Annotated in this window: 18 protein-coding genes; 4 read left to right on the forward strand and 14 right to left on the reverse strand. The window is 56.0% G+C overall.

The window, feature by feature from the left end; translation table 11 throughout:
• Window positions 1-286: 286 nt before the first annotated feature.
• The 12 genes from AC6I6N_RS04845 to metE form a co-directional block, all read right to left on the reverse strand.
• Window positions 287-982, reverse strand: coding sequence for a fumarylacetoacetate hydrolase family protein (locus tag AC6I6N_RS04845; RefSeq protein ID WP_094196952.1), 696 nt, complete (start codon window positions 980-982; stop codon window positions 287-289).
• Entirely contained in the window at window positions 979-1,515 is a 537-nt protein-coding gene (gene ppa / locus AC6I6N_RS04850) for an inorganic diphosphatase (RefSeq protein WP_094196953.1), read from the reverse strand. The genes AC6I6N_RS04845 and ppa overlap by 4 nt, the downstream gene beginning before the upstream one ends.
• Before the next feature lie 28 nt (window positions 1,516-1,543).
• Window positions 1,544-3,049: a heme biosynthesis HemY N-terminal domain-containing protein gene (locus tag AC6I6N_RS04855; protein ID WP_094196954.1), complete on the reverse strand. Its 1,506-nt coding sequence runs from the start codon at window positions 3,047-3,049 to the stop codon at window positions 1,544-1,546.
• A gap of 3 nt (window positions 3,050-3,052) precedes the next feature.
• Complete coding sequence (locus AC6I6N_RS04860; RefSeq protein WP_108727590.1) at window positions 3,053-4,411, reverse strand: uroporphyrinogen-III C-methyltransferase; 1,359 nt, start codon at window positions 4,409-4,411, stop codon at window positions 3,053-3,055.
• 24 nt (window positions 4,412-4,435) lie between these two features.
• Complete coding sequence (locus tag AC6I6N_RS04865; RefSeq protein WP_094196956.1) at window positions 4,436-5,236, reverse strand: uroporphyrinogen-III synthase; 801 nt, start codon at window positions 5,234-5,236, stop codon at window positions 4,436-4,438.
• A 6-nt stretch (window positions 5,237-5,242) separates the two neighbouring features.
• Window positions 5,243-6,205, reverse strand: coding sequence for a hydroxymethylbilane synthase (gene hemC, locus AC6I6N_RS04870; RefSeq protein WP_108727591.1), 963 nt, complete (start codon window positions 6,203-6,205; stop codon window positions 5,243-5,245).
• The gene (locus AC6I6N_RS04875; protein ID WP_003799533.1) at window positions 6,202-6,327 is read right to left on the reverse strand and encodes a hypothetical protein; all 126 of its coding nucleotides are present in this window, start codon (window positions 6,325-6,327) and stop codon (window positions 6,202-6,204) included. Before AC6I6N_RS04875 ends, hemC begins: the two co-directional genes overlap by 4 nt.
• A gap of 4 nt (window positions 6,328-6,331) precedes the next feature.
• On the reverse strand, window positions 6,332-7,036 hold the full coding sequence (locus AC6I6N_RS04880; protein WP_108727592.1) for a TerC family protein: 705 nt from the start codon (window positions 7,034-7,036) through the stop codon (window positions 6,332-6,334).
• Window positions 7,037-7,334: 298 nt separating this feature from the next.
• Window positions 7,335-8,216 carry a succinate--CoA ligase subunit alpha gene (gene sucD / locus AC6I6N_RS04885; protein WP_094196959.1) on the reverse strand — a complete coding sequence of 294 codons (882 nt, stop codon included), beginning with the start codon at window positions 8,214-8,216 and terminating at the stop codon, window positions 7,335-7,337.
• 21 nt (window positions 8,217-8,237) lie between these two features.
• Complete coding sequence (gene sucC, locus AC6I6N_RS04890) at window positions 8,238-9,398, reverse strand: ADP-forming succinate--CoA ligase subunit beta (RefSeq protein WP_094196960.1); 1,161 nt, start codon at window positions 9,396-9,398, stop codon at window positions 8,238-8,240.
• An 84-nt stretch (window positions 9,399-9,482) separates the two neighbouring features.
• A complete protein-coding gene (locus AC6I6N_RS04895) occupies window positions 9,483-10,061 on the reverse strand; it encodes a DUF2889 domain-containing protein (RefSeq protein ID WP_230017903.1) in 579 nt (192 codons plus the stop codon).
• Between the two features lie 271 nt (window positions 10,062-10,332).
• Entirely contained in the window at window positions 10,333-12,627 is a 2,295-nt protein-coding gene (metE, locus tag AC6I6N_RS04900; RefSeq protein WP_497943273.1) for a 5-methyltetrahydropteroyltriglutamate--homocysteine S-methyltransferase, read from the reverse strand.
• Between the two features lie 117 nt (window positions 12,628-12,744).
• Between metE and AC6I6N_RS04905 the strand changes: the two genes are divergently transcribed.
• A complete protein-coding gene (locus AC6I6N_RS04905) occupies window positions 12,745-13,665 on the forward strand; it encodes a LysR family transcriptional regulator (protein WP_395029249.1) in 921 nt (306 codons plus the stop codon).
• 162 nt (window positions 13,666-13,827) lie between these two features.
• Here AC6I6N_RS04905 and recX read toward each other — a convergent pair whose 3' ends face one another.
• Together recX and recA are read right to left on the reverse strand one after the other, a co-directional pair.
• Window positions 13,828-14,376, reverse strand: a complete 549-nt coding sequence (gene recX / locus AC6I6N_RS04910; RefSeq protein ID WP_223254125.1) for a recombination regulator RecX — start codon at window positions 14,374-14,376, stop codon at window positions 13,828-13,830.
• Between the two features lie 83 nt (window positions 14,377-14,459).
• Window positions 14,460-15,542: a recombinase RecA gene (recA, locus tag AC6I6N_RS04915; protein WP_021446515.1), complete on the reverse strand. Its 1,083-nt coding sequence runs from the start codon at window positions 15,540-15,542 to the stop codon at window positions 14,460-14,462.
• A gap of 206 nt (window positions 15,543-15,748) precedes the next feature.
• Between recA and AC6I6N_RS04920 the strand changes: the two genes are divergently transcribed.
• From AC6I6N_RS04920 to AC6I6N_RS04930, 3 genes are read left to right on the forward strand one after another with little or no spacing between them, the layout of a single operon-like run.
• The gene (locus AC6I6N_RS04920) at window positions 15,749-16,438 is read left to right on the forward strand and encodes a response regulator transcription factor (protein ID WP_094196964.1); all 690 of its coding nucleotides are present in this window, start codon (window positions 15,749-15,751) and stop codon (window positions 16,436-16,438) included.
• A 10-nt stretch (window positions 16,439-16,448) separates the two neighbouring features.
• Window positions 16,449-17,906 carry a sensor histidine kinase gene (locus tag AC6I6N_RS04925; RefSeq protein ID WP_222653313.1) on the forward strand — a complete coding sequence of 486 codons (1,458 nt, stop codon included), beginning with the start codon at window positions 16,449-16,451 and terminating at the stop codon, window positions 17,904-17,906.
• A gap of 4 nt (window positions 17,907-17,910) precedes the next feature.
• Entirely contained in the window at window positions 17,911-19,584 is a 1,674-nt protein-coding gene (locus AC6I6N_RS04930; RefSeq protein WP_109088416.1) for an MFS transporter, read from the forward strand.
• Window positions 19,585-19,639 lie beyond the last annotated feature (55 nt).

Here is a 19,639-nt window from a genome sequence, read left to right on the forward strand (position 1 = left end):
AACAACGATTCTCATTATTGTTATTATGGTTTGATCTGAACAAGCAAAAATCTGGATATCGTGGGGAGTATCAGCATCATCATTGCTATTGCACAGTTTATGGCGCAGCCAACCCTACACTAAGCTTGGCATCCCTTGATCAGCCAAGGCAGACAGTGAAACAGCCTCCATCCAGCCTGTAGCACCATCCCCGCCCTACCTCATGAGCAACACAAGCAGCACCAATAAAAAACCCGTCTGGAGACGACTCTCCAGACGGGTTTATGACTAGCTAGTCAGACTTGGGTCAGACCAGACGCACGTCTATGCTGCCCAGACCGTCGATCGCCCCGTGCATCACATCGCCTCGTTCCACCGAGCCGACACCGGCTGGGGTTCCAGTGAAGATAATGTCACCAGGGACCAGCTCGAACAGACCCGACAGATAAGCGATGGACTCAGCCACATTCCAAATCAGCTGGTTCAAATCGCCGGTCTGACGACGCTCGCCGTTGACGTCCAGGGTGATCGCACCTTGGGATAGCTCACCAATACGGCTGCGTGGCACCAGAGGGCCGGTCGGTGCGGAATGGTCAAAAGCTTTGCCCACTTCCCAAGGACGACCGGCTTTTTTGGCTTGCGTCTGCAAATCTCGGCGGGTCATGTCCAGACCCACCGCGTATCCCCACACACATTCAGCAGCCTGCTCGACCGTAAGATCACGCCCGCCCTGGGACAAGGCAACGACGAGTTCGATCTCGTGGTGCAGATCCTGGGTGCGAGAGGGGTACGGCATGTCGCAGACTTGGCCGGGCAGCACATTCAAAATGGAGTCCGCCGGTTTGCAAAAGAAGAAAGGATCTTCTCGACCGGTAAAACCCATTTCCTGTGCGTGCTCGACGTAATTGCGGCCGACGCAATAAATGCGGCGCACAGGAAAAACCTGCTCACTGCCCTGTACGTTCAATGCCGCCATTGCCGGCGCGGGGATAACCGTGCTCATTTTGCCTGGCCGTCAGCAAAACGCTTGGCACCGTCTACCAGTTCTTTCTTGGCAGCTTCGATACCTTCCCAGCCCTTGACCTTGACCCATTTGCCTTTTTCGATGTCTTTGTAGTGCTCGAAAAAGTGCTTGATGCGCTCCAGCTCTTCAGGCTGCAGGTCTTCAGGCGATTTCACGTTGCGGTACAGGGGATACAGCTTGTCGGTAGGCACAGCCAGCAGTTTGGCATCGCCACCTGCCTCGTCGTCCATGTGCAGCACGCCAATAGGACGGCAAGGGATCACGGCACCGATCTGGATGGGGAAAGGAGCGATCACCAGCACGTCAACCGGGTCGCCATCGTCCGAAATGGTTTGCGGAACGTAGCCGTAGTTGCAAGGGTAGTGCATGGCGGTCAGCATGAAGCGATCCACAAAAACCACGCCGTTCTCGTCAACTTCATATTTGACGGGGTCCGAGTTCATGGGGATTTCGATGACTACGTTGATCTCGTCAGGCAGTTTTTTGCCAGCAGGTACTTGGGCGAGGCTCATTCGTGCAAACCTTTAAAAATAAAAGAGATTAATCATTGGAGCGTCGAGGACGGTCCGAAGTTTGAGAGAGATCGACCCCAGGAATGGGAGCCGTATCAAAGTAATCATCCAGATCCGAAGAGGAACTCACGCTATCTTGCGAAGGCGAAGCTGCAGGAGGCACGGGTTCGGCCACGACGGGCAAGGGACGACCTTGATCAGGCAGGTCCTCGGCCACGACGCTGGCGGCATAGGTGTAACGAGGCAGATCATCGTCATTTTGCGATGGCAAACTATCCGCATCAGTATGACTGGGGTCATGACGCGTATCAGCCGCTGGCAAGGCCGTGCTGACCGCCAGAATCGGCAAAGTACCGGCCATGGAAGCCGCCTTGCGCCAGTAAGAAACGGCTTCATCGTGGCGACCCAAGCTGTCGTACAAGTTCCCCAGCAAGGCGTGATTGCGTAGATCACCCTGGATTTTCAGGCTGCGCAACAGGTAGTGCTCGCCCTGCCCCCACAGCTGGCTGGTCAGGCAAAGGTGGCCCAAGGTGGATAGCAAGACCGGATTGTTGGGCTGGCTACGCAACCACTCTTCGGCCTTGGCCAAACGACGGCCCACATATTCAGGTGGGCACTGGGCGTAGGCTTCCAGAAGACGGCTGTCGAAACTAGCCGCAATGGCCGGTTCCAAAATACGGCCGGCCTCTTCGTAATTACCTTCACGCTCTTGAATCAGGGCGGCTTCCAACGCTATGCCGGGCAAGACTTTCTCTTCGGATTTCAGGTCCGACCACAAGGCCTTGAACTGTTCAACACCGCCCGCGCGCAAACGAGCGGCAGCAGCAAATTCAATGCAATTGAGCGCCTCTTGACGCTCGATGCCACTGCGACGCACCAGCAAACGGGTCAATTCATACACGCGTTCGGCATTGCCTTGTTGACGATAGGCGCGCAATAGCAAGCGAGTGGCATGCAGATGGCGCGAACTGGCGTCCTGCAAACCCTGCAATAGCTCGATGGCTTCTTCTGTACGGTTCTGATCCAGGTACAGCTCGGCCGAGGCGACGGCACTGGCTTCTTTCAAACGCACATCATCGCCCGCAGCGGCACGAGCGGCCGCCAAAGCTTCATCACGTTGGGCAATCTGACCTTGATAATGTGCCGCACGTGCCGCTGCCAAACCTGCCACGACTTTGCTGGTCTGCGAGCGGGTTTTGCTCATCAACTTCATCATGTCTTTCTCGGCCTGTTCGTAACGGCCTTCGAGAATGCTGATCCAGCCGGTTTCCAGCAAGGTTTGATCGCGGCGTTGAGCACGGCGGCCGCGCCACAGGCGAAAACGCTCCGGGCCATCACTGAACCACGCCAGCAGGCGCAACAGCACATACAGGACGATGAATAGACCGAGCGTACACAGAACCACGTAGGTCAGCGACGCACGCGCCAGATAATGCGGTGTCACCAAGTAGACGTTACCAGCATGTTCACGCAAGACCAAGGCCAAGGCAACTGCGGCGACAAATAAGATGAGAGTCCAAAACCAAGTACGCATACCTTACCCCTGCGCCTGCGCGGGCTGTTCCGTCTCGGCTTGAGCGGGAGCGCCAGACTCAACCTGCTCAGCAGCAGAAGCAGCAGGCTCCTCCTGCTTGGCTGGTTCTGTGGATTGAGGAGAGTCGGACGGGACGGGGCCGGTGTCGCCCTGCTCCGTCGTGGTGTCGTCGGTGTTGTTCTGACTACGACCAGCCTGGGCTTGACGCAGGCTTTCAATGGCTGCCAAGGTGTTATTCACGGTAGGCAAACGCGCACCGATGCGAGTGTCTTGCAATTGACGGGTCAGGCGCAAGGCTTGTTGAACCTGATTCGACTGGGTATCAAAGCGTTTTTCCAGGGCCGTCGCCACCGCATTGAGCTCGGTCTGCCAGACAGCAGACTGGTTCATCATCATGGCCAACTGTGCGGCCATAATGCGCAGACGCAGATTTTCACGTAGACGGGCGGCCTGATCGGGCGACATCAACAAAGCAGCGGCATCGTCTACACGACGAATGGAGACAAACTGCCCCAGATCGTGGCTGACAGAGCGCCACGCACTACTTCCCCACTGCTGCACCGTATTCCAGCTGCGTTCCCACCAAGGGGCATCCGCAGGCAACTCGGCAGACGCAACCGCCTCGGACGACAAGTCCAGGGCTTCGGTGTTCGCACCGCCGGCAACATCATCGGGCACCAGCAAAGGAGCTTCCGATACGTAGCGCGACAAGGTGTCCAGTTGGCGGGACAAAGAGGCCACATCCACTGTGGCTGCCGCTCGAAGGCGTTCCAGATCGCCATTCAGGGTTTGTTGCAAGGAGGCCAGACCGACACGATTGGCACGCGCCAACTGCGCCTGGGCGGCTTCCAGAGAAACGATGGCGTTGGCTACATTGCCACCGAGCATCAGTTGTTGCTGCGCAATCGTGGCCAAGTGATCGATATCATTTAGCAGAACCAATTCCGAGCCGCTGTCTGTCATGGTCTGGAAGGCTTGACTCAGATCATGAAACTGTTCGGTGGAATCGTTAAAGGATTTCTCCAACTGGGCGAACTTGTCAGATTGACGCTGTGCCAATGCCAGCGCCTGCTGCGCGGTTTGGCGCGCCTGCTCCGTGGTGTTGATATTGGTTGCCAGTTGGGCCTGCAGCTCGGCCTTGTGCTTTTCCAGCAATGAATTCTGGTACCAAAGACCGGCAGCAGCCAGCACCACAACAACAGCCGTCAAGGCATAAGCCGGACCTGCACCACTTTTACGCTGTTCAGGCGTGGTGGTGCTTTCTTTAGGATCGGAGTACGGACGAGAAGCCGGTGTACTGGCTGGGCTGGAAATCGGAGTCTCCGGTTCGCTTGCGGATGCGTTCTCTGTTTTATCGTTCATGGCAAGATTGTAATCCGTGTAAGGCTAATCGCGCGAGAGCACCGCCATCAAGGCAGCGACAATGTCATCATCGTCTGGCGTACACCTTTTTACCATTGGTGGCGCTGTGATTCCAGCCTGCCGCAATAAGGACTGTAAATGTTCCTCAATACGCGGATGAATGACCACATAGGCGCATCGCGCCCAAACATCCATCAAACCCAGGCTTTGGACATTAGCAAATACCGCATCGGCACTTTGAGAGCTGCTAAGCAACACGGCCAGACGGCCTGCCTGCAAACTGGCACGAATTTGACGGCCCTGCTCCACGCTCCACTGAGCAGGACTACGCTGGTAAATGGCCAGACGCTGAACCTGAATACCGCGTTTCTCCAGTTGTTGCCCCAACCACTCACGGCCATTATGGCCACGCACAATCAGCACCCGCTCAAGTTGCGCGAGCCGAGGCTCCAGCACCGTCCACAGGGCCTCTGAATCCTGCAAGGAGTCAGCACTTTCAGGATGTAATACAGCTTCTGAACACACGCCCGGCTGGGTGCGTAGGCGGGTGGCGGTGGCCAAACCAACAGCGGCCAGCAATACGTTGTTAGGCCAGCTCCGGCCACGCGCCTGCAAGGCCGCAAAATAGAAATTAACGGCACTGCTGCTCACAAAGAGCACCAGATCAAAATCGTTGGGGTCTTGCCATTGTTCCTCAGACAGGTTTTGAGCCTGCAGGCTCAAGGCAGGCAAGACCAAGGAAGAAAAACCCTGCACAGCCAGGGCGGCCGACAGGGTTTCATTCCGTCCCGCAGGGCGGGTCAGCAAGACACAGGGCAGGTTCATGCCGCTTTACTCACCTTCTACGGGTAGTTCCGTAAGCAAGCGATCCAGAATGGCTTGGGCACCTTGCTGCTTCAGGTCGTCCGCCAGAGACAGACCCAGCTCTTCCGCATCTTTAGCTGCACCACTGATCTGGGCACGGTAAACCGTGGAACCATCAGGCTCGGCCACCAGGCCGCTTAGATTCAGTTCGTCACCATCTAGCGTGGCATAAGCGGCCAAAGGCACCTGACAGGAACCGCCCAAGGCGCGCGATACAGCCCGTTCGGCCAGCGCACACACATGGCTGGTGGAATGAGCCAAAGGCGCCAGCCAGTGGGCCACATCGGTACGGGTTTTCAGGATCTCGATGCCCAAAGCCCCCTGTCCGGCCGCCGGCAAGCTGTCTTCAATCGAAATGTAATCGCGGATACGTTCGGCTAACTCCAGACGGCGCAAACCAGCCGAAGCCAGAATGATGGCGTCGTAATCGCCACGATCCAGCTTGGACAAACGTGTCTGGACATTGCCACGCAACGGACGGATGTCCAGGTGCGGGTAGCGTTCACGAATCTGAGACTCACGGCGCAAGCTGGAAGTCCCTACGATGGCACCAGCAGGTAAAGCCGCAAGATTGGCATAAGTATTGGAAACAAAAGCATCGCGTGGGTCGTCCCGTTCCATGATGATGGGCAGATCAAAGGACTCGGGCAATACCACTGGCACATCTTTCAAAGAGTGCACCGCCAGATGGGCACGGCCATCCAGCAAGGCGGTTTCCAGCTCTTTGACAAACAATCCCTTGCCGCCCACTTTGGACAACGTACGGTCCAGAATCTGATCGCCACGGGTCGTCATTTCGAGCAAGGACACCTTGCATTGCGGGTACAGCTGCTGCAAACGGTCGCGTACATGCTTGGCTTGCCACAAGGCCAGTTGACTGGCACGAGTGGCAATCACCAATTCCTGAGGAGTAGAAGCCACAACAATCACGCAGCGAAATAGCGCACGATAGCGGCAGCAACAATACCGATAATGGCCAGGATACCTAAGCCTTGTAGCAGCGACAGACCGCTTTCCTGACCTTTGGCGTCAGAGGATTTAAAAATTGCCATAGAATTATGCTTCCTTGGTAGAACCTTTACGGTGCGCCAGCCACTTGCCCAGCGCCACCACTAATAAGGCACAAACAATCTCGGCTCCGAGTTTAACAGGCTGGGGCTGCACGCCAAATTGATTTTCCACAATCTTGTCTGTGACCAGCATGCCGCCTGCAATCCAGCCTAACAAAGCGCCACCCAGGGTCACCACGATAGGGAAACGGTCGATCAATTTCAGGACCAGAGTGCTGCCCCAGACAATAATGGGGACACTGAGCAATAAACCAAAGATCACATAGCCCAACTGGTGGTCCAGATGCGCGTTTTGCGCTGCACCGGCAATGGCAATCACGTTATCCAGGCTCATCACAAAGTCGGCGATGATAATGGTTTTAACGGCGGCCCAGATCGTGCCGCCCCCTTGGATATTGCCGTGCGCATCATCGTCGGGCATCAACAGCTTGATGCCGATCCACATGAGCAAAAGACCGCCCACCACTTTCAACAAGGGCAGGTCCAGCAAGGTCAGCGCAAAGAAGATCAGGATGACACGCAGAATAATCGCGCCTACAGTACCCCACAAAATGCCTTGCATGCGCTGCTGCTGAGGCAGGTTGCGGCAGGCAAGCGCAATCACAACCGCATTGTCACCACCGAGCAGAATATCAATCAGTACAATTTGAAACAGTGAACCCCAATGCAGGGTTTGGAGAAATTCAATCATTTCGTTCCCGTGTCGCTAAACGTGAGCCCTCTTCCCAGACGCTGGACAACTTTTCTTTTTTTGTAGCCAGGCCGTTCCAAGACAACAACGCCCCTTAACGCAGCAAGCTAATCCTAGCCTATGCAAGATGGGGGCTTTTTCTTACTTAATTCGTTTGAGCATGATCAGGCTGGCCAGATTCGGGAAGGAATGCGCCCGGTTGTGGTGTTTTTCTTGACGAAACCGGCTGGCCAATCTTGCCCGGCTGCCTAAAGCAGCCAGACAACGAGCCCGCCGAAGCGGGCCCTGGTACGACTATTTACAGCACTGCCTTGAGCAGCTTACCCATTTCGGATGGGTTACGAGTGGTACGAATACCGCAGGCTTCCATCACTTCCAGCTTGGCATCGGCCGTGTCGGCACCGCCGGAGATCAGGGCACCAGCGTGACCCATACGTTTTCCGGGAGGCGCTGTCACACCAGCGATGAAGCCAACAACGGGCTTGGTCATATTGTCTTTAGCCCACAAAGCCGCGTTGACTTCGTCTGGACCGCCGATCTCGCCAATCATGATAACGGCATCGGTATCAGGATCGTCGTTGAACATCTTCAGTACGTCGATGTGCTTCAGACCGTTGATTGGGTCGCCACCGATACCCACAGCCGAGGATTGACCCAGGCCCAGTTCGGTTACTTGTGCAACGGCTTCGTATGTCAGCGTGCCGGAGCGGCTGACCACACCGATGCGGCCCTTGCGGTGAATGTGGCCGGGCATGATACCGATCTTCAGCTCGTCAGGAGTGATCAGACCGGGGCAGTTCGGGCCCAGCAGCAAGGTTTTGCGGTTTTCAGCGCGCATGCGGTTGCGAACTTCCAGCATGTCGCGAACAGGGATGCCTTCGGTAATGCAGATAACCAGGTCCAGGTCCGCTTCGACAGCTTCCCAGATGGCAGCAGCAGCGCCTGCGGGTGGAACGTAAATAACCGACACGGTCGCGCCAGTTTCAGCCTTGGCGTCGGACACGGAGGCGTAGATAGGTACACCTTCGAAATCCTCACCAGCACGCTTGGGGTTCACGCCAGCCACAAAGGCTTCCATGCCGTTACCGTATTCACGGCACATGCGGGTGTGGAACTGGCCGGTCTTGCCGGTGATCCCTTGCGTGATGACTTTGGTGTCTTTATTGATCAGAATCGACATTTGCTAATCCTCAACCTTTTCTTACTTGGCGGCAGCGACAACAGCAGTCGCCGCTTCGGCCATGGTGTCAGCACTGATGATGGGCAGACCGGAATCGGCCAGCATTTTCTTGCCCAGCTCTTCGTTGGTACCCTTCATGCGTACCACCAGAGGCACGTTCAGGTTGACGGCCTTGCACGCAGCGATCACGCCTTCAGCGATCACGTCGCAGCGCATGATGCCGCCGAAGATGTTAACCAGAATGGCTTTGACGCCCTTGTTGGCCAACATGATCTTGAAGGCTTCGGTCACTTTTTCGGCCGTAGCGCCACCGCCCACGTCCAGGAAGTTGGCAGGCTCGCCGCCAAACAGCTTGATGGTGTCCATGGTTGCCATAGCCAGACCAGCGCCGTTCACCAGGCAGCCGATATTGCCGTCCAACTGGATGTAGGCCAGATCGTATTTGCTGGCTTCAACTTCAGCAGGATCTTCTTCAGCCAGGTCACGGAAAGCCACGATATCGGGGTGACGGAACAAGGCGTTGCCATCAAAGTTGAACTTGGCGTCCAAAGCGATGATGTCGCCCGAGCCGGTCAGGATCAGAGGGTTGATCTCGGCCAGTTCAGCGTCGGTTTCGGTGTAGCACTTGTACAGCTTCTGGAATTCAGCAACGGCTTTCTCGATGGAAGCGTCAGGAACGCCAATACCGCGAGCCAGCTTGGTGGCTTGCTCGTCGGTCAGGCCAACAGCCGGGTCCACGAATTCTTTCAGAATGGCGTCGGGGTCACGCTCGGCCACTTCTTCAATTTCCATGCCGCCTTCGCTGGACGCCATCACGGCCACGCGCTGGGTAGCACGGTCGGTAACGATACCGACGTAGTATTCCTTCTTGATGTCCGCGCCTTCCTCGATCAGCAGACGGCCCACTTTCTGGCCCTCAGGACCCGTTTGGTGAGTGATCAGCTGCATGCCCAGGATTTCCGAGGCCAGTTGACGCACTTCGTCAATCGAGCGAGCCAGCTTGACGCCACCGCCCTTGCCACGGCCACCGGCGTGAATCTGGGCTTTGACAACCCACACAGAGCCACCCAGCTCCTGCGCAGCTGCAACCGCTTCATCGACGGAGAAGGCAGGAATTCCGCGTGGCACGGCAACGCCAAACTGCTTAAGCAGTGCTTTGCCCTGATATTCGTGAATTTTCATGTGATACCTGTCAGTCTAAAAACACAATAAAAAAAGAAGGCAGGAACTCCAGGCCAGAGCCCGAGACCTGACTAAAACAAAAAACTAGTCCATCCCGTCGGTGACTTTGGGTCGATACCAGATGGGATAAAACTCCTCAACCACGGGACCGCTCAAACGCAAGGCATGACAGCCATCCAGGTGGAAAGGCTGCTTATCGGTGCGATAGATTTCTGATTCTCCACTGCTGCGACGTCGCCCGGCCATGGTCTGTACCGCAGTAGTTGGCAAAACCTGCGCCAACTCGCTCATGTGCGTACAGCCAGCCGAGCGCCCAAAGCGCTCTTTGACACCCTGACGAAACTGCTTGAGCAAATTCAGGCCTACCAATTTCCGGTAGGCGTGCGAAATGGACGAGCAGTTGTCCTGATAAGGGGCCGCATCGTAGACCGCCACCGCGTCCACAATCTCGAAGCTGCTATCGATGGTGATACGCAGATGCATTAAATGCACGGGATCGCCTGCCTTGTGGGTTTGGCCATTGCGTATGGGAAAGTCGTAGGACTTCACATCCAGCAGCGAGGCCTCCAGATCCCAGAGGCCATCTTCCCGTGCAAACGACTGTACCGTGATGGTACGGGTATGCATTGGTTCACGGGCAATGGACGGCGGGGGCAAAGGCATTGATATGGACGAGGCGGCAAGATTGAAACCGATCAAGTATAACGCACCTCGTATGTTCCGTATCAGCCACTTACATAATCAGCAAGCACATCCAAAGCGGGCCAAACACAGGGTCTACGCGGCATCGATACTACGGTATACCAAATTTGCATGAAAAAAACGACCACCCGGCGGGAGGTCGCTTTTTCATGCTAGGAAAATCCGGCAACAAGGTGGGACGTGCGCTGGCCTGACATTCCATTCAGGCGGTTTATTTCATGCCTGCACTAAATCAGGCAGCAGCCCGCAATGCTTTGGCCGCATCCACCATGGCCTGCAAGGAAGCTGCCGTTTCAGCCCAGCCCCGCGTCTTCAAACCGCAATCCGGATTCACCCACAAACGGTCGGCAGGCAGGCGCTTGGCGGCCTCCCCCAGCAATCGGACCATCCAGTCCTTGTCAGGCACATTAGGCGAGTGAATGTCGTAAACACCCGGGCCGATGTGGTTGGGATACTCAAAGCTCTCGAAGGCATCCAACAAGAGCATGTTGGAGCGTGAGGTTTCGATCGTAATCACATCTGCGTCCATATCGGCAATGGACGGCATAATGTCGTTGAACTCCGAATAGCACATATGGGTATGGATCTGGGTTTCGTCGGACACGGCGCTGGTGGACAGGCGAAAGCAATCCACTGCCCAGTCCAGATACGCCTGCCAATCCCCATGACGTAGCGGCAAACCTTCACGAAAGGCCGGCTCATCAAGCTGGATGACACGAATACCCGCCTGCTCCAGATCCAAGACCTCATCGCGCAGGGCTAACGCCAATTGACGGCAGGTATCAGCGCGCGGCTGATCGTCACGAACAAAGGACCACTGCAACATCGTCACCGGGCCGGTCAGCATGCCTTTGACGGGACGCTCGGTCAAAGACTGGGCATAAGAGGACCAAGCCACGCTCATCGGTGCCAGCCGCAACACATCACCAAAGATAATTGGCGGCTTGACGCAACGCGAACCGTAGCTTTGCACCCAACCATTTTGCGTAAAAGCAAAACCACCCAACAACTCCCCAAAATACTCCACCATATCGTTGCGCTCGGCCTCGCCATGCACCAAAACATCCAGCCCAACGCGTTCCTGAAAACGGATGACTTGCTCGATTTCAGCCTGCATGGCTTTTTCATAAGCCGCATCACTGAGCGCACCGCCACGCCAATCGCGTCGAGCCGTACGAATTTCAGTGGTCTGAGGGAAGGAACCAATAGTGGTGGTGGGATAGGCGGGCAAATTCAGCTTGTTGCGCTGAGCTTCAATACGTTGAGCAAATGGAGTTCGTTGACGCTTGAACTGGTTAATTTTGGCCATCTGGGCTTGTACCGCAGGATTGTGCGTACGCTTGGACTCACGGCGCGTTTTCAAAGCAGCTTGTTGAGCTTGAACCGCCTGCTGCCCCGCTTCATCCAAGGTACCATCCAGCAACCCTTGCAACAGCTTGAGTTCATCAAGTTTCTGCACCGCAAAGGATAGCCAGCTCTTTAGTTCAGCATCCAGGCCTGTTTCACTCTGTACGTCCACGGGCACATGCAAAAGCGAGCAGGAGGGTGCTATCCACAGTCGCTCACCCAAGGCCGCTTTCAAGGGTTCCAGAGTTTGAAGTGTTTTTTCCAAATCAGTACGCCAAATATCGCGCCCCGAGATGACGCCGGCAGACAGCACCTGGTCTTGCCCCAATACCGCTTGCACCGCCTGTAAAGCAGCCGGTGCGCACACAGCGTCCACATGCACGCCCGCAATGGGCAAGTCTTTCAAGACCGTGACATTTTCGTGCAGATCATCAAAATAGGTCGCCAGCAGCAGCTTCAAACCGGATTGGTTCAGGCTTTGATAGACACAACGGAAGGCGTCCTGCCACTCTTGAGGCAAATCCAGAACCAGAACAGGTTCATCAATCTGTACCCATTCCACACCCTGGGCTTTGAAACGAGCCAGCACTTGTTCATAAACGGGCAACAAAGCATCCAGCAAAGCGAGCTTGCCCACATCAGCCAGACCTTCATACGCGTCGCCCTTGCCCAGCCACAACCAGGTCAGCGGGCCGGGAATGACAGGCTTCACCTTGTGTCCCAAAGCCTGGGCTTCGTCAACCTGCTCAAACAAGCATTCACGGGCAATCCGGAAGCTTTGGCCAGGCGTGAACTCAGGGACAATGTAGTGGTAATTCGTATTGAACCATTTGGTCATTTCACAAGCGGCGACAGCCCTACCGCTGGGCGCACGGCCACGCGACATGCGAAACAAAGTATCCAAAGACACGGGGGCATTTTCAGCCTGGCCGAAACGGGCGGGAACCGCTCCCAGCAAGGTGCTCCACTCCAAAATCTGGTCATACCAGGCAAAATCACCCACAGGCACGGTGTCCAGGCCTGCCTTGCTTTGCAAATCCCAATGCCGAGCACGCAAGGCCTTGCCTGTATCCAAGAGCTCTTGCTGGCTTACCTGGCTGGCCCAATAGGCTTCCAAAGCGCGCTTTAATTCGCGTTGTATCCCCATACGGGGAAAACCCAGATTATGAATAACAGTCATAGTAAACCCATAAATTAGAAATAAGAGGCCCGCATCAGGCGCTCGAAAACTATTGTGCCTGTATAATTACTTGAAAAAAAATCAAATAAACCATGCTAATTATGAGTTTCTCTCAACATGCTTGAAATTCGTCATCTCGAGACCCTAACCGCCATTCGTGACAGCGGCAGCTTGCAGGAAGCCGCCGAGCGTCTACATGTCACACAGTCCGCCCTCTCGCACCAACTGCGAGATCTGGAGGTGCGACTTCAAGTGCAATTACTGAACCGGCGTACCCGCCCTGCCCGCCTGACCACGGCTGCCTTACGCATCCTGGTTCTGGCCGATGACATCTTGCCGCGTGTACGTGCTACCGAACGTGATCTGCAACGGCTTGCCGCCGGACGTACGGGGCGCCTGCATGTGGCGATTGATTGCCATTCCTGCTTTCAATGGTTGATGCCCGCGCTGGACGCATTCAGGCAGCAATGGCCTGATGTCACGCTGGACTTGAGTGCGGCGTTTTCTTTTGCGCCCTTGCCCGCCTTGATGCGGGGGGATCTAGATGTAGTAATTACCTCAGACCCGCAAGACAATCCGGCCGTCCATTACGAGCCCCTGTTTCGCTACGAATTGGTGCTGGCCGTATCCAACCAACATCCTTTGTCACAGTACCGCTATGTAGAGCCTTTCCAATTGACGGATCAAGTCCTGATTACCTACCCGGTAGAACGCAATCGTCTGGATATTTTCACGCAGTTCCTGACACCAGCCGATGTGGAGCCTGCCGCTGTTCGACAGGCCGAACTGACGCCCATGATCGTGCAACTGGTCGCCAGCCAACGCGGCGTGACGGCTTTGCCGAACTGGGCTTTGACGGAGTTTCTGAACCCGGCTTCGATTCGTACCTGCCGTTTGGGCGAGCACGGTATCTGGCGTACGCTTTACGCCGCAGTGCGCGGCGAGGACTTACAGGCGGATTATGTACAGGCCTTTTTGGCGCAAGCACGCGAGACCTGCTTCAAAAGCCTACAAGGCATTGTGGCCGCGCAACCTTGAACTATTTAACGGTGGCATGGCAAAACGCTTGAGCCACTCTATAGATAGAGGGAACGTACAGGCGAGTGTGATTCAATTCGAACGCACCCGCTTTTTTTGAGGGCGTCAGTACTACAAGCCAGGGGCACTACATAAGGCAGCACTGCAGATGAAAGAAGAAATTCAAGCCGGATCGTCTTCCCAGTCACCCAATATTTGCTGCAAGATACGGCCCGAGAAGCCGCGGCTGGCCATGAAGCGATATTGTTTGGCGTAACTGCGGGGATCATCTGGGGGCGCACTGAACTTCTTGCCCCACACTTGCTTGGCCCGTTCCAGCTCGGTCGCCATCAATTCTTCTTTGATGATTTCAGTCTGCTCCACATCCACGCCATGCTGGCGCAGTTCTTGCAGAATGACCCGGGTGCCCACACGCGAGGCACGGCGGTTGACGACACTATGCGCAAAGCGCTCGTTGGACAGCCATTTCTGTTCAACCAAAGCGTCGAGCAAGGCTTCCACTTCTTCAGCACTTTCTGCATGAGGGGCCAGTCGGCGGCCCAATTCCAGGCGCGAGTATTCGCGCCGGGATAAAAAGTTCAAGGCTCTGGCTTTAAGAGACAGCCCCGGCCGTTTGGACGGGGCTTTCTTTTCCGCAGCCGGAGCATCCTCACCCGAGCTTTCTTCTACGTTTCTGCCCGCCCGTGTGGGCCGGGCAGAAAGCGCAGCAATACGTTCCCTTTGAGCTTGTTTACGCTCCCGGATTTCCTCCGGGTCTGTCTCAAAGGGTTCATCATCGAACTCTGGGGGAAAAATCAGACTTCTCCCTCGGCCGGATCAACCACAGGAGCAGCGGCTGGGCGGCTGACAGCAGCGCTCATCAGGGCAACACCCAGTTTTTCGCGCACCTTGTTTTCGATTTCACGGGCCAGTTCGGGGCGCTCTTTCAGGAATTCACGCACGTTGTCCTTACCTTGGCCAATGCGGTTGCCGTCGTAGCTGTACCAAGCGCCCGCCTTATCGACCACGCCCGTTTGCACACCCAGATCGATAATCTCGCCTTCACGAGAAATACCGCTGCCGTACATGATGTCAAATTCGGTTTGCTTGAAAGGCGGTGCAACTTTGTTCTTGACCACTTTGACTCGGGTTTCGTTACCCACCATTTCGTCGCCACGTTTAATGGAACCGATACGGCGAATATCCAGACGCACGGAAGAATAAAACTTCAGTGCGTTACCACCCGTGGTGGTTTCAGGGTTGCCGAACATGACACCAATCTTCATACGAATCTGGTTAATGAAGATCACCATACAATTGGCGCGCTTGATGGTTGCCGTCAATTTACGCAAGGCCTGGCTCATCAGGCGGGCTTGCAGACCGGGCAGGGAATCGCCCATATCGCCTTCGATTTCAGCCTTGGGAGTCAGGGCCGCCACTGAGTCGATAACGATCAGATCAACCGAACCCGAACGCACCAGGGCTTCAGTAATCTCCAGGGCCTGTTCGCCGGTATCGGGCTGAGAGATCAGCAGATCGCCCAGGTTCACGCCCAGCTTTTGCGCGTACTGCACATCCAGCGCGTGCTCGGCATCAATAAAGGCACACGTGCCTTTAAGTTTTTGCATTTCTGCAATGACTTGCAGAGTCAACGTAGTTTTACCCGAGGATTCCGGGCCGTAAATCTCAATAACTCGACCGCGTGGCAAGCCACCGACGCCCAAAGCAATGTCCAGACCCAGCGAACCCGTAGAGACCACCTGGATGTCATGCTCGACGTTGTCGTCGCCATAACGCATGATCGAGCCCTTGCCGAACTGCTTTTCGATTTGCGACAGAGCGGCGGCCAGCGCTTTGGAACGTTCCGAGGCCACTGCTTTACTGTTTTTATCGTCCATGAAAAATCCTTGACTGTGGAATGGCGCCCCAACGGACGGGCACGGCAATTAAAAATCAAACCTAATTATTGCATCAAATTATACTGTATATATACACAGATATTCAAATATATTCACCAAGCGCCATCGTTATCCCCTACTGACCGGCCTGTCGAGCTTATGCAACAATGCCGAACAGCCATTCAATCATTTGTTTGTGTAGGGTCATGCGCATACTTATAGCCGAAGACGACAGTATTCTCGCGGATGGACTTTCTCGTTCCTTACGCTACGAAGGCTATGCGGTCGATGTCGTGCACGATGGCGATAGCGCAGACTCCGCCTTGCAGTTGCAAAGCTTCGACCTTCTGATCCTGGATCTGGATCTGCCCAAAAAAAACGGCCTGTCGGTGCTGCAGTCAATCCGCCAGCGCCAGGACACCTTGCCCGTTCTGATTCTGACCGCCAGCGACACCGTAGAACAGCGCGTACGCGGCCTGGACCTGGGCGCGGACGACTATATGTCCAAACCCTTTGCCCTGACCGAGCTCGAAGCCCGTGTACGTGCCTTGACGCGTCGCAGCACGGGCACCAGCAGCGCTTTGCTGCATCACAAACGGCTAAGCTTCGATCTGAAAGGGCGCATGGCTTATATAGATAATCAGCCTTTGGAGCTGTCGGCACGCGAAACCAGTTTGCTGGAGATTTTCCTGTCACGCAGCGGTCGCATGATCAGCAAGAACCAGTTTGTGGACCTGCTCTGCGAGTGGGGCGAGGAAGTCACCCCGAATGCCATCGAGGTCTATATCCATCGCCTGCGCAAAAAGCTGGAGCCCAGCGGCGTACGCATCCTGACTGTACGTGGTCTGGGATACTGTCTGGAACCGGAAAAACTGCGAGAAGACGCTCCAGCCTAAGGGATCGTCCATGCAGCACGCTACACCCCCGCCCAAGAACACTGCCGCGCTGGCCAAAGGCAAGCGCGTTGCGCCGCGCCCGCTCATCCACAAGATCATGATCTGGATTTTCGGGCCTTTGTTTTTGCTGTGGACGGTGGGCATTGTCATTACCTATTTCATCGCCCAGCACATTGCAAATTCCCCCTACGACCGCACCTTGCGCGATCACCTGGACTTGTTGAGGGTGGAAATCAGCCACCAGGACCTGAGTCAGCCCATACATTTGTCCCACGGGGCACAGACCATCTTGCGCCAGGAAAGTCCTACGCCCACGCTGTGGCAAATCCGCGATGCCAATGGCGACCCTTTGGCCGGCAATGCCAATTTGCCGGTTCCCGACAGTTGGGGATATGACACTGACCTGCTGCGCTACCGTGACGTTGTTCTGGACGATCAAAGCCTGCGGCTGGCCTATGTCTGGGGCGGCAAGGACAAAAACAACACGCCCTTTCTGGCCGTTGCCGCCGAAACCAATGAACATAGAGCAGTGCTACACAGAGAAATTCTGATCGGGATGCTGACACCGCAATTCATTCTGGTCCCACTGGCCGCCATGCTGGCAGGCCTGGGGCTGACACATGGTCTGGAGCCGCTGAACCTGCTGCAAGCACGTTTGCGCGCCCGTGCGCCTGGCGATTTGTCACCGGTGGACCAGGAACAAGCGCCTGCCGAAATCGTCCCCCTGATTGATGCCATGAATGGACTACTGGCCCAGCAAGCACAGTTTTCAGCGACTCAAAGGCAGTTTGTGGCCAATGCGGCCCACCAGTTGAAAACCCCGCTGGCGGGGATACGCACTCAGGCCGAACTGGCCCTGCGTGAACGCGACCCCAAGCAGACCGAAGCCAGCTTGCAGCAACTGGTACGCGGCACTGACCGCGCCACGCGCCTGGTCACCCAAATGCTGGCCTTGGCTCGTGCCGAGAGCAGCGATGCCCTGTATGCCCCTACCAAGCAAACCCTGGACCTGAACACGCTGACTGAATTGCATGTGGGCCAGCGGGTACCGGATGCCTTGCAGCTTGGGCTGGATCTGGGCCTGGAAAACAATAGCAAGGCCATCCTTTTGCAGGCCGACCCGGTCCTGCTCGATGAGCTGATCAACAATCTGCTGGATAACGCCCTGATCTATACCCCGGCGGGTGGCTGGATCACCATGCGTACCGGCCAGGCGCAAGACAAGGCCTGGCTGGAAATTGAGGACAACGGCCCCGGCATTCCCGCCGAACACAAGGCTCGGATTTTTGACCGTTTTTATCGCATCATGGGCAACCAGGCGGACGGCAGTGGTCTGGGACTGGCCATTGTGCGGGAGATTGCCGAGATTCACGGTGCCTCCATCGATTTCATGCCACTGACCGGCGGCCAGGAAAGCGGCCTGCGCCTGCGCGTCAGTTTCCCACTGTCTTTGCCTTGGAGAGCCTGAACACATGCCCCAGACAATCACCAGTGCTGCCATCCCCAAAGCCAAGAACAAGCTGGATGCTCAAGGCCGCAAGGTTATTTTTGCCTCCGCCCTGGGCACCATGTTCGAGTGGTACGACTTCTACCTGTACGGCTCCATGGCCGCCATTCTGGCGCAACACTTCTTTTCGGCTGTTAACCCGACGGCTGGCTTCATCTTTGCGCTGCTGGCCTTTGCCGCCGGCTTTGCCGTACGCCCCTTTGGCGCGCTGCTCTTTGGCCGCATTGGCGATCGGGTGGGCCGCAAGTACACCTTTCTGATCACCATTTTGCTGATGGGGCTGTCCACCTTTTTAGTCGGTGTGCTACCCAGCTATGAAGCCATCGGGATTGCCGCCCCCATCATGTTGATCGTCCTGCGTCTGCTGCAAGGGCTGGCCATGGGTGGCGAGTATGGCGGTGCCGCCACCTATGTGGCCGAGTACGCGCCCCAGCACCGTCGCGGCTTTTACACCAGCTGGATTCAGACTACCGCATCGGTCGGCTTGCTGCTGTCCCTGCTGGTCATCATGGGCATACGCAGTCTGGTCGGCGAAGAGGCGTTTGTTGTTTGGGGCTGGCGCATTCCCTTTCTGATTTCCGTGCTGCTACTGGCAATTTCCGTCTGGATACGGATGAACCTGAAAGAGTCCCCAGCTTTCCAGCACATCAAGGACGAAGGCACGCTCTCGACCTCGCCCATTACCGAATCCTTTGGGCGCTGGGCAAATCTGCGCATCGCCTTGCTGGCCCTGTTCGGCCTGACTGCAGGCCAAGGCGTGGTCTGGTACACGGGGCAGTTTTACGCCTTGTTTTTCATCACCCAAATGCTGGGTTTGCACGCCACGCTGGCACAAACCTTGATGGTGATTTCACTGCTGCTGGCCACCCCGCTGTTTATTTTTTTTGGCTGGCTCTCAGATCAAATCGGGCGCAAACCCATCATTCTGACGGGCTGTTTATTGGCCGCCCTGACCTACTACCCGGTCTTTCAGGGCCTGGCCTATTTCGCCAACCCCGCGTTGGTTCAGGCACAACGCAATGCGCCCGTCACTGTCATTACCGACCCGGCCAGTTGTTCCTTCCAGTTCAATCCGGTAGGCAGCCACACCTTCACCAGTTCTTGCGATATCGTGAAGTCCTATATGGCCAGCCACGCGGTCAGCTACAACAACGTCAAGGGCACGCCCGGCCAAGTGGCCCAGGTCCGCATTGGCGATCATGTGATTGATGGTTTTGAAGGCGGACATCTGAGCCGTGCCGATTTTGCCCGGCATTCGCAAGAGCTGCGCAATGAGCTGACCCAGACCATGCGCCAGTACGGCTACCCGGATGGCGCAGACCCGGAGCAGATCAATAAAGTGATGCTGGTGGTCCTGCTGACCTATCTGGTGGCGTTGGTTACGGCAGTCTATGGCCCCATTGCGGCCATGCTGGTGGAGATGTTCCCGATCCGCATCCGCTACACCTCCATGAGTCTGCCTTATCACATTGGCAATGGCTGGTTCGGGGGCTTTTTGCCCACCCTGTCCTTTGCCATGATTGCCGTCACTGGCAATATTTATGATGGTTTGTGGTACCCGATTCTGATCTGTCTGGTGACTGTGGCGATTGGTGCGCCCTTTGTGCGCGAAACCCGCCACAACGACATCAATCGTTAGCAAGCTCAGGTATCAAAACGCCTTGCGCCTGTCATTTCCCGCCCCCTGTCAAGCA

It is taken from the genome of Alcaligenes sp. LTN-3, assembly GCF_059735605.1.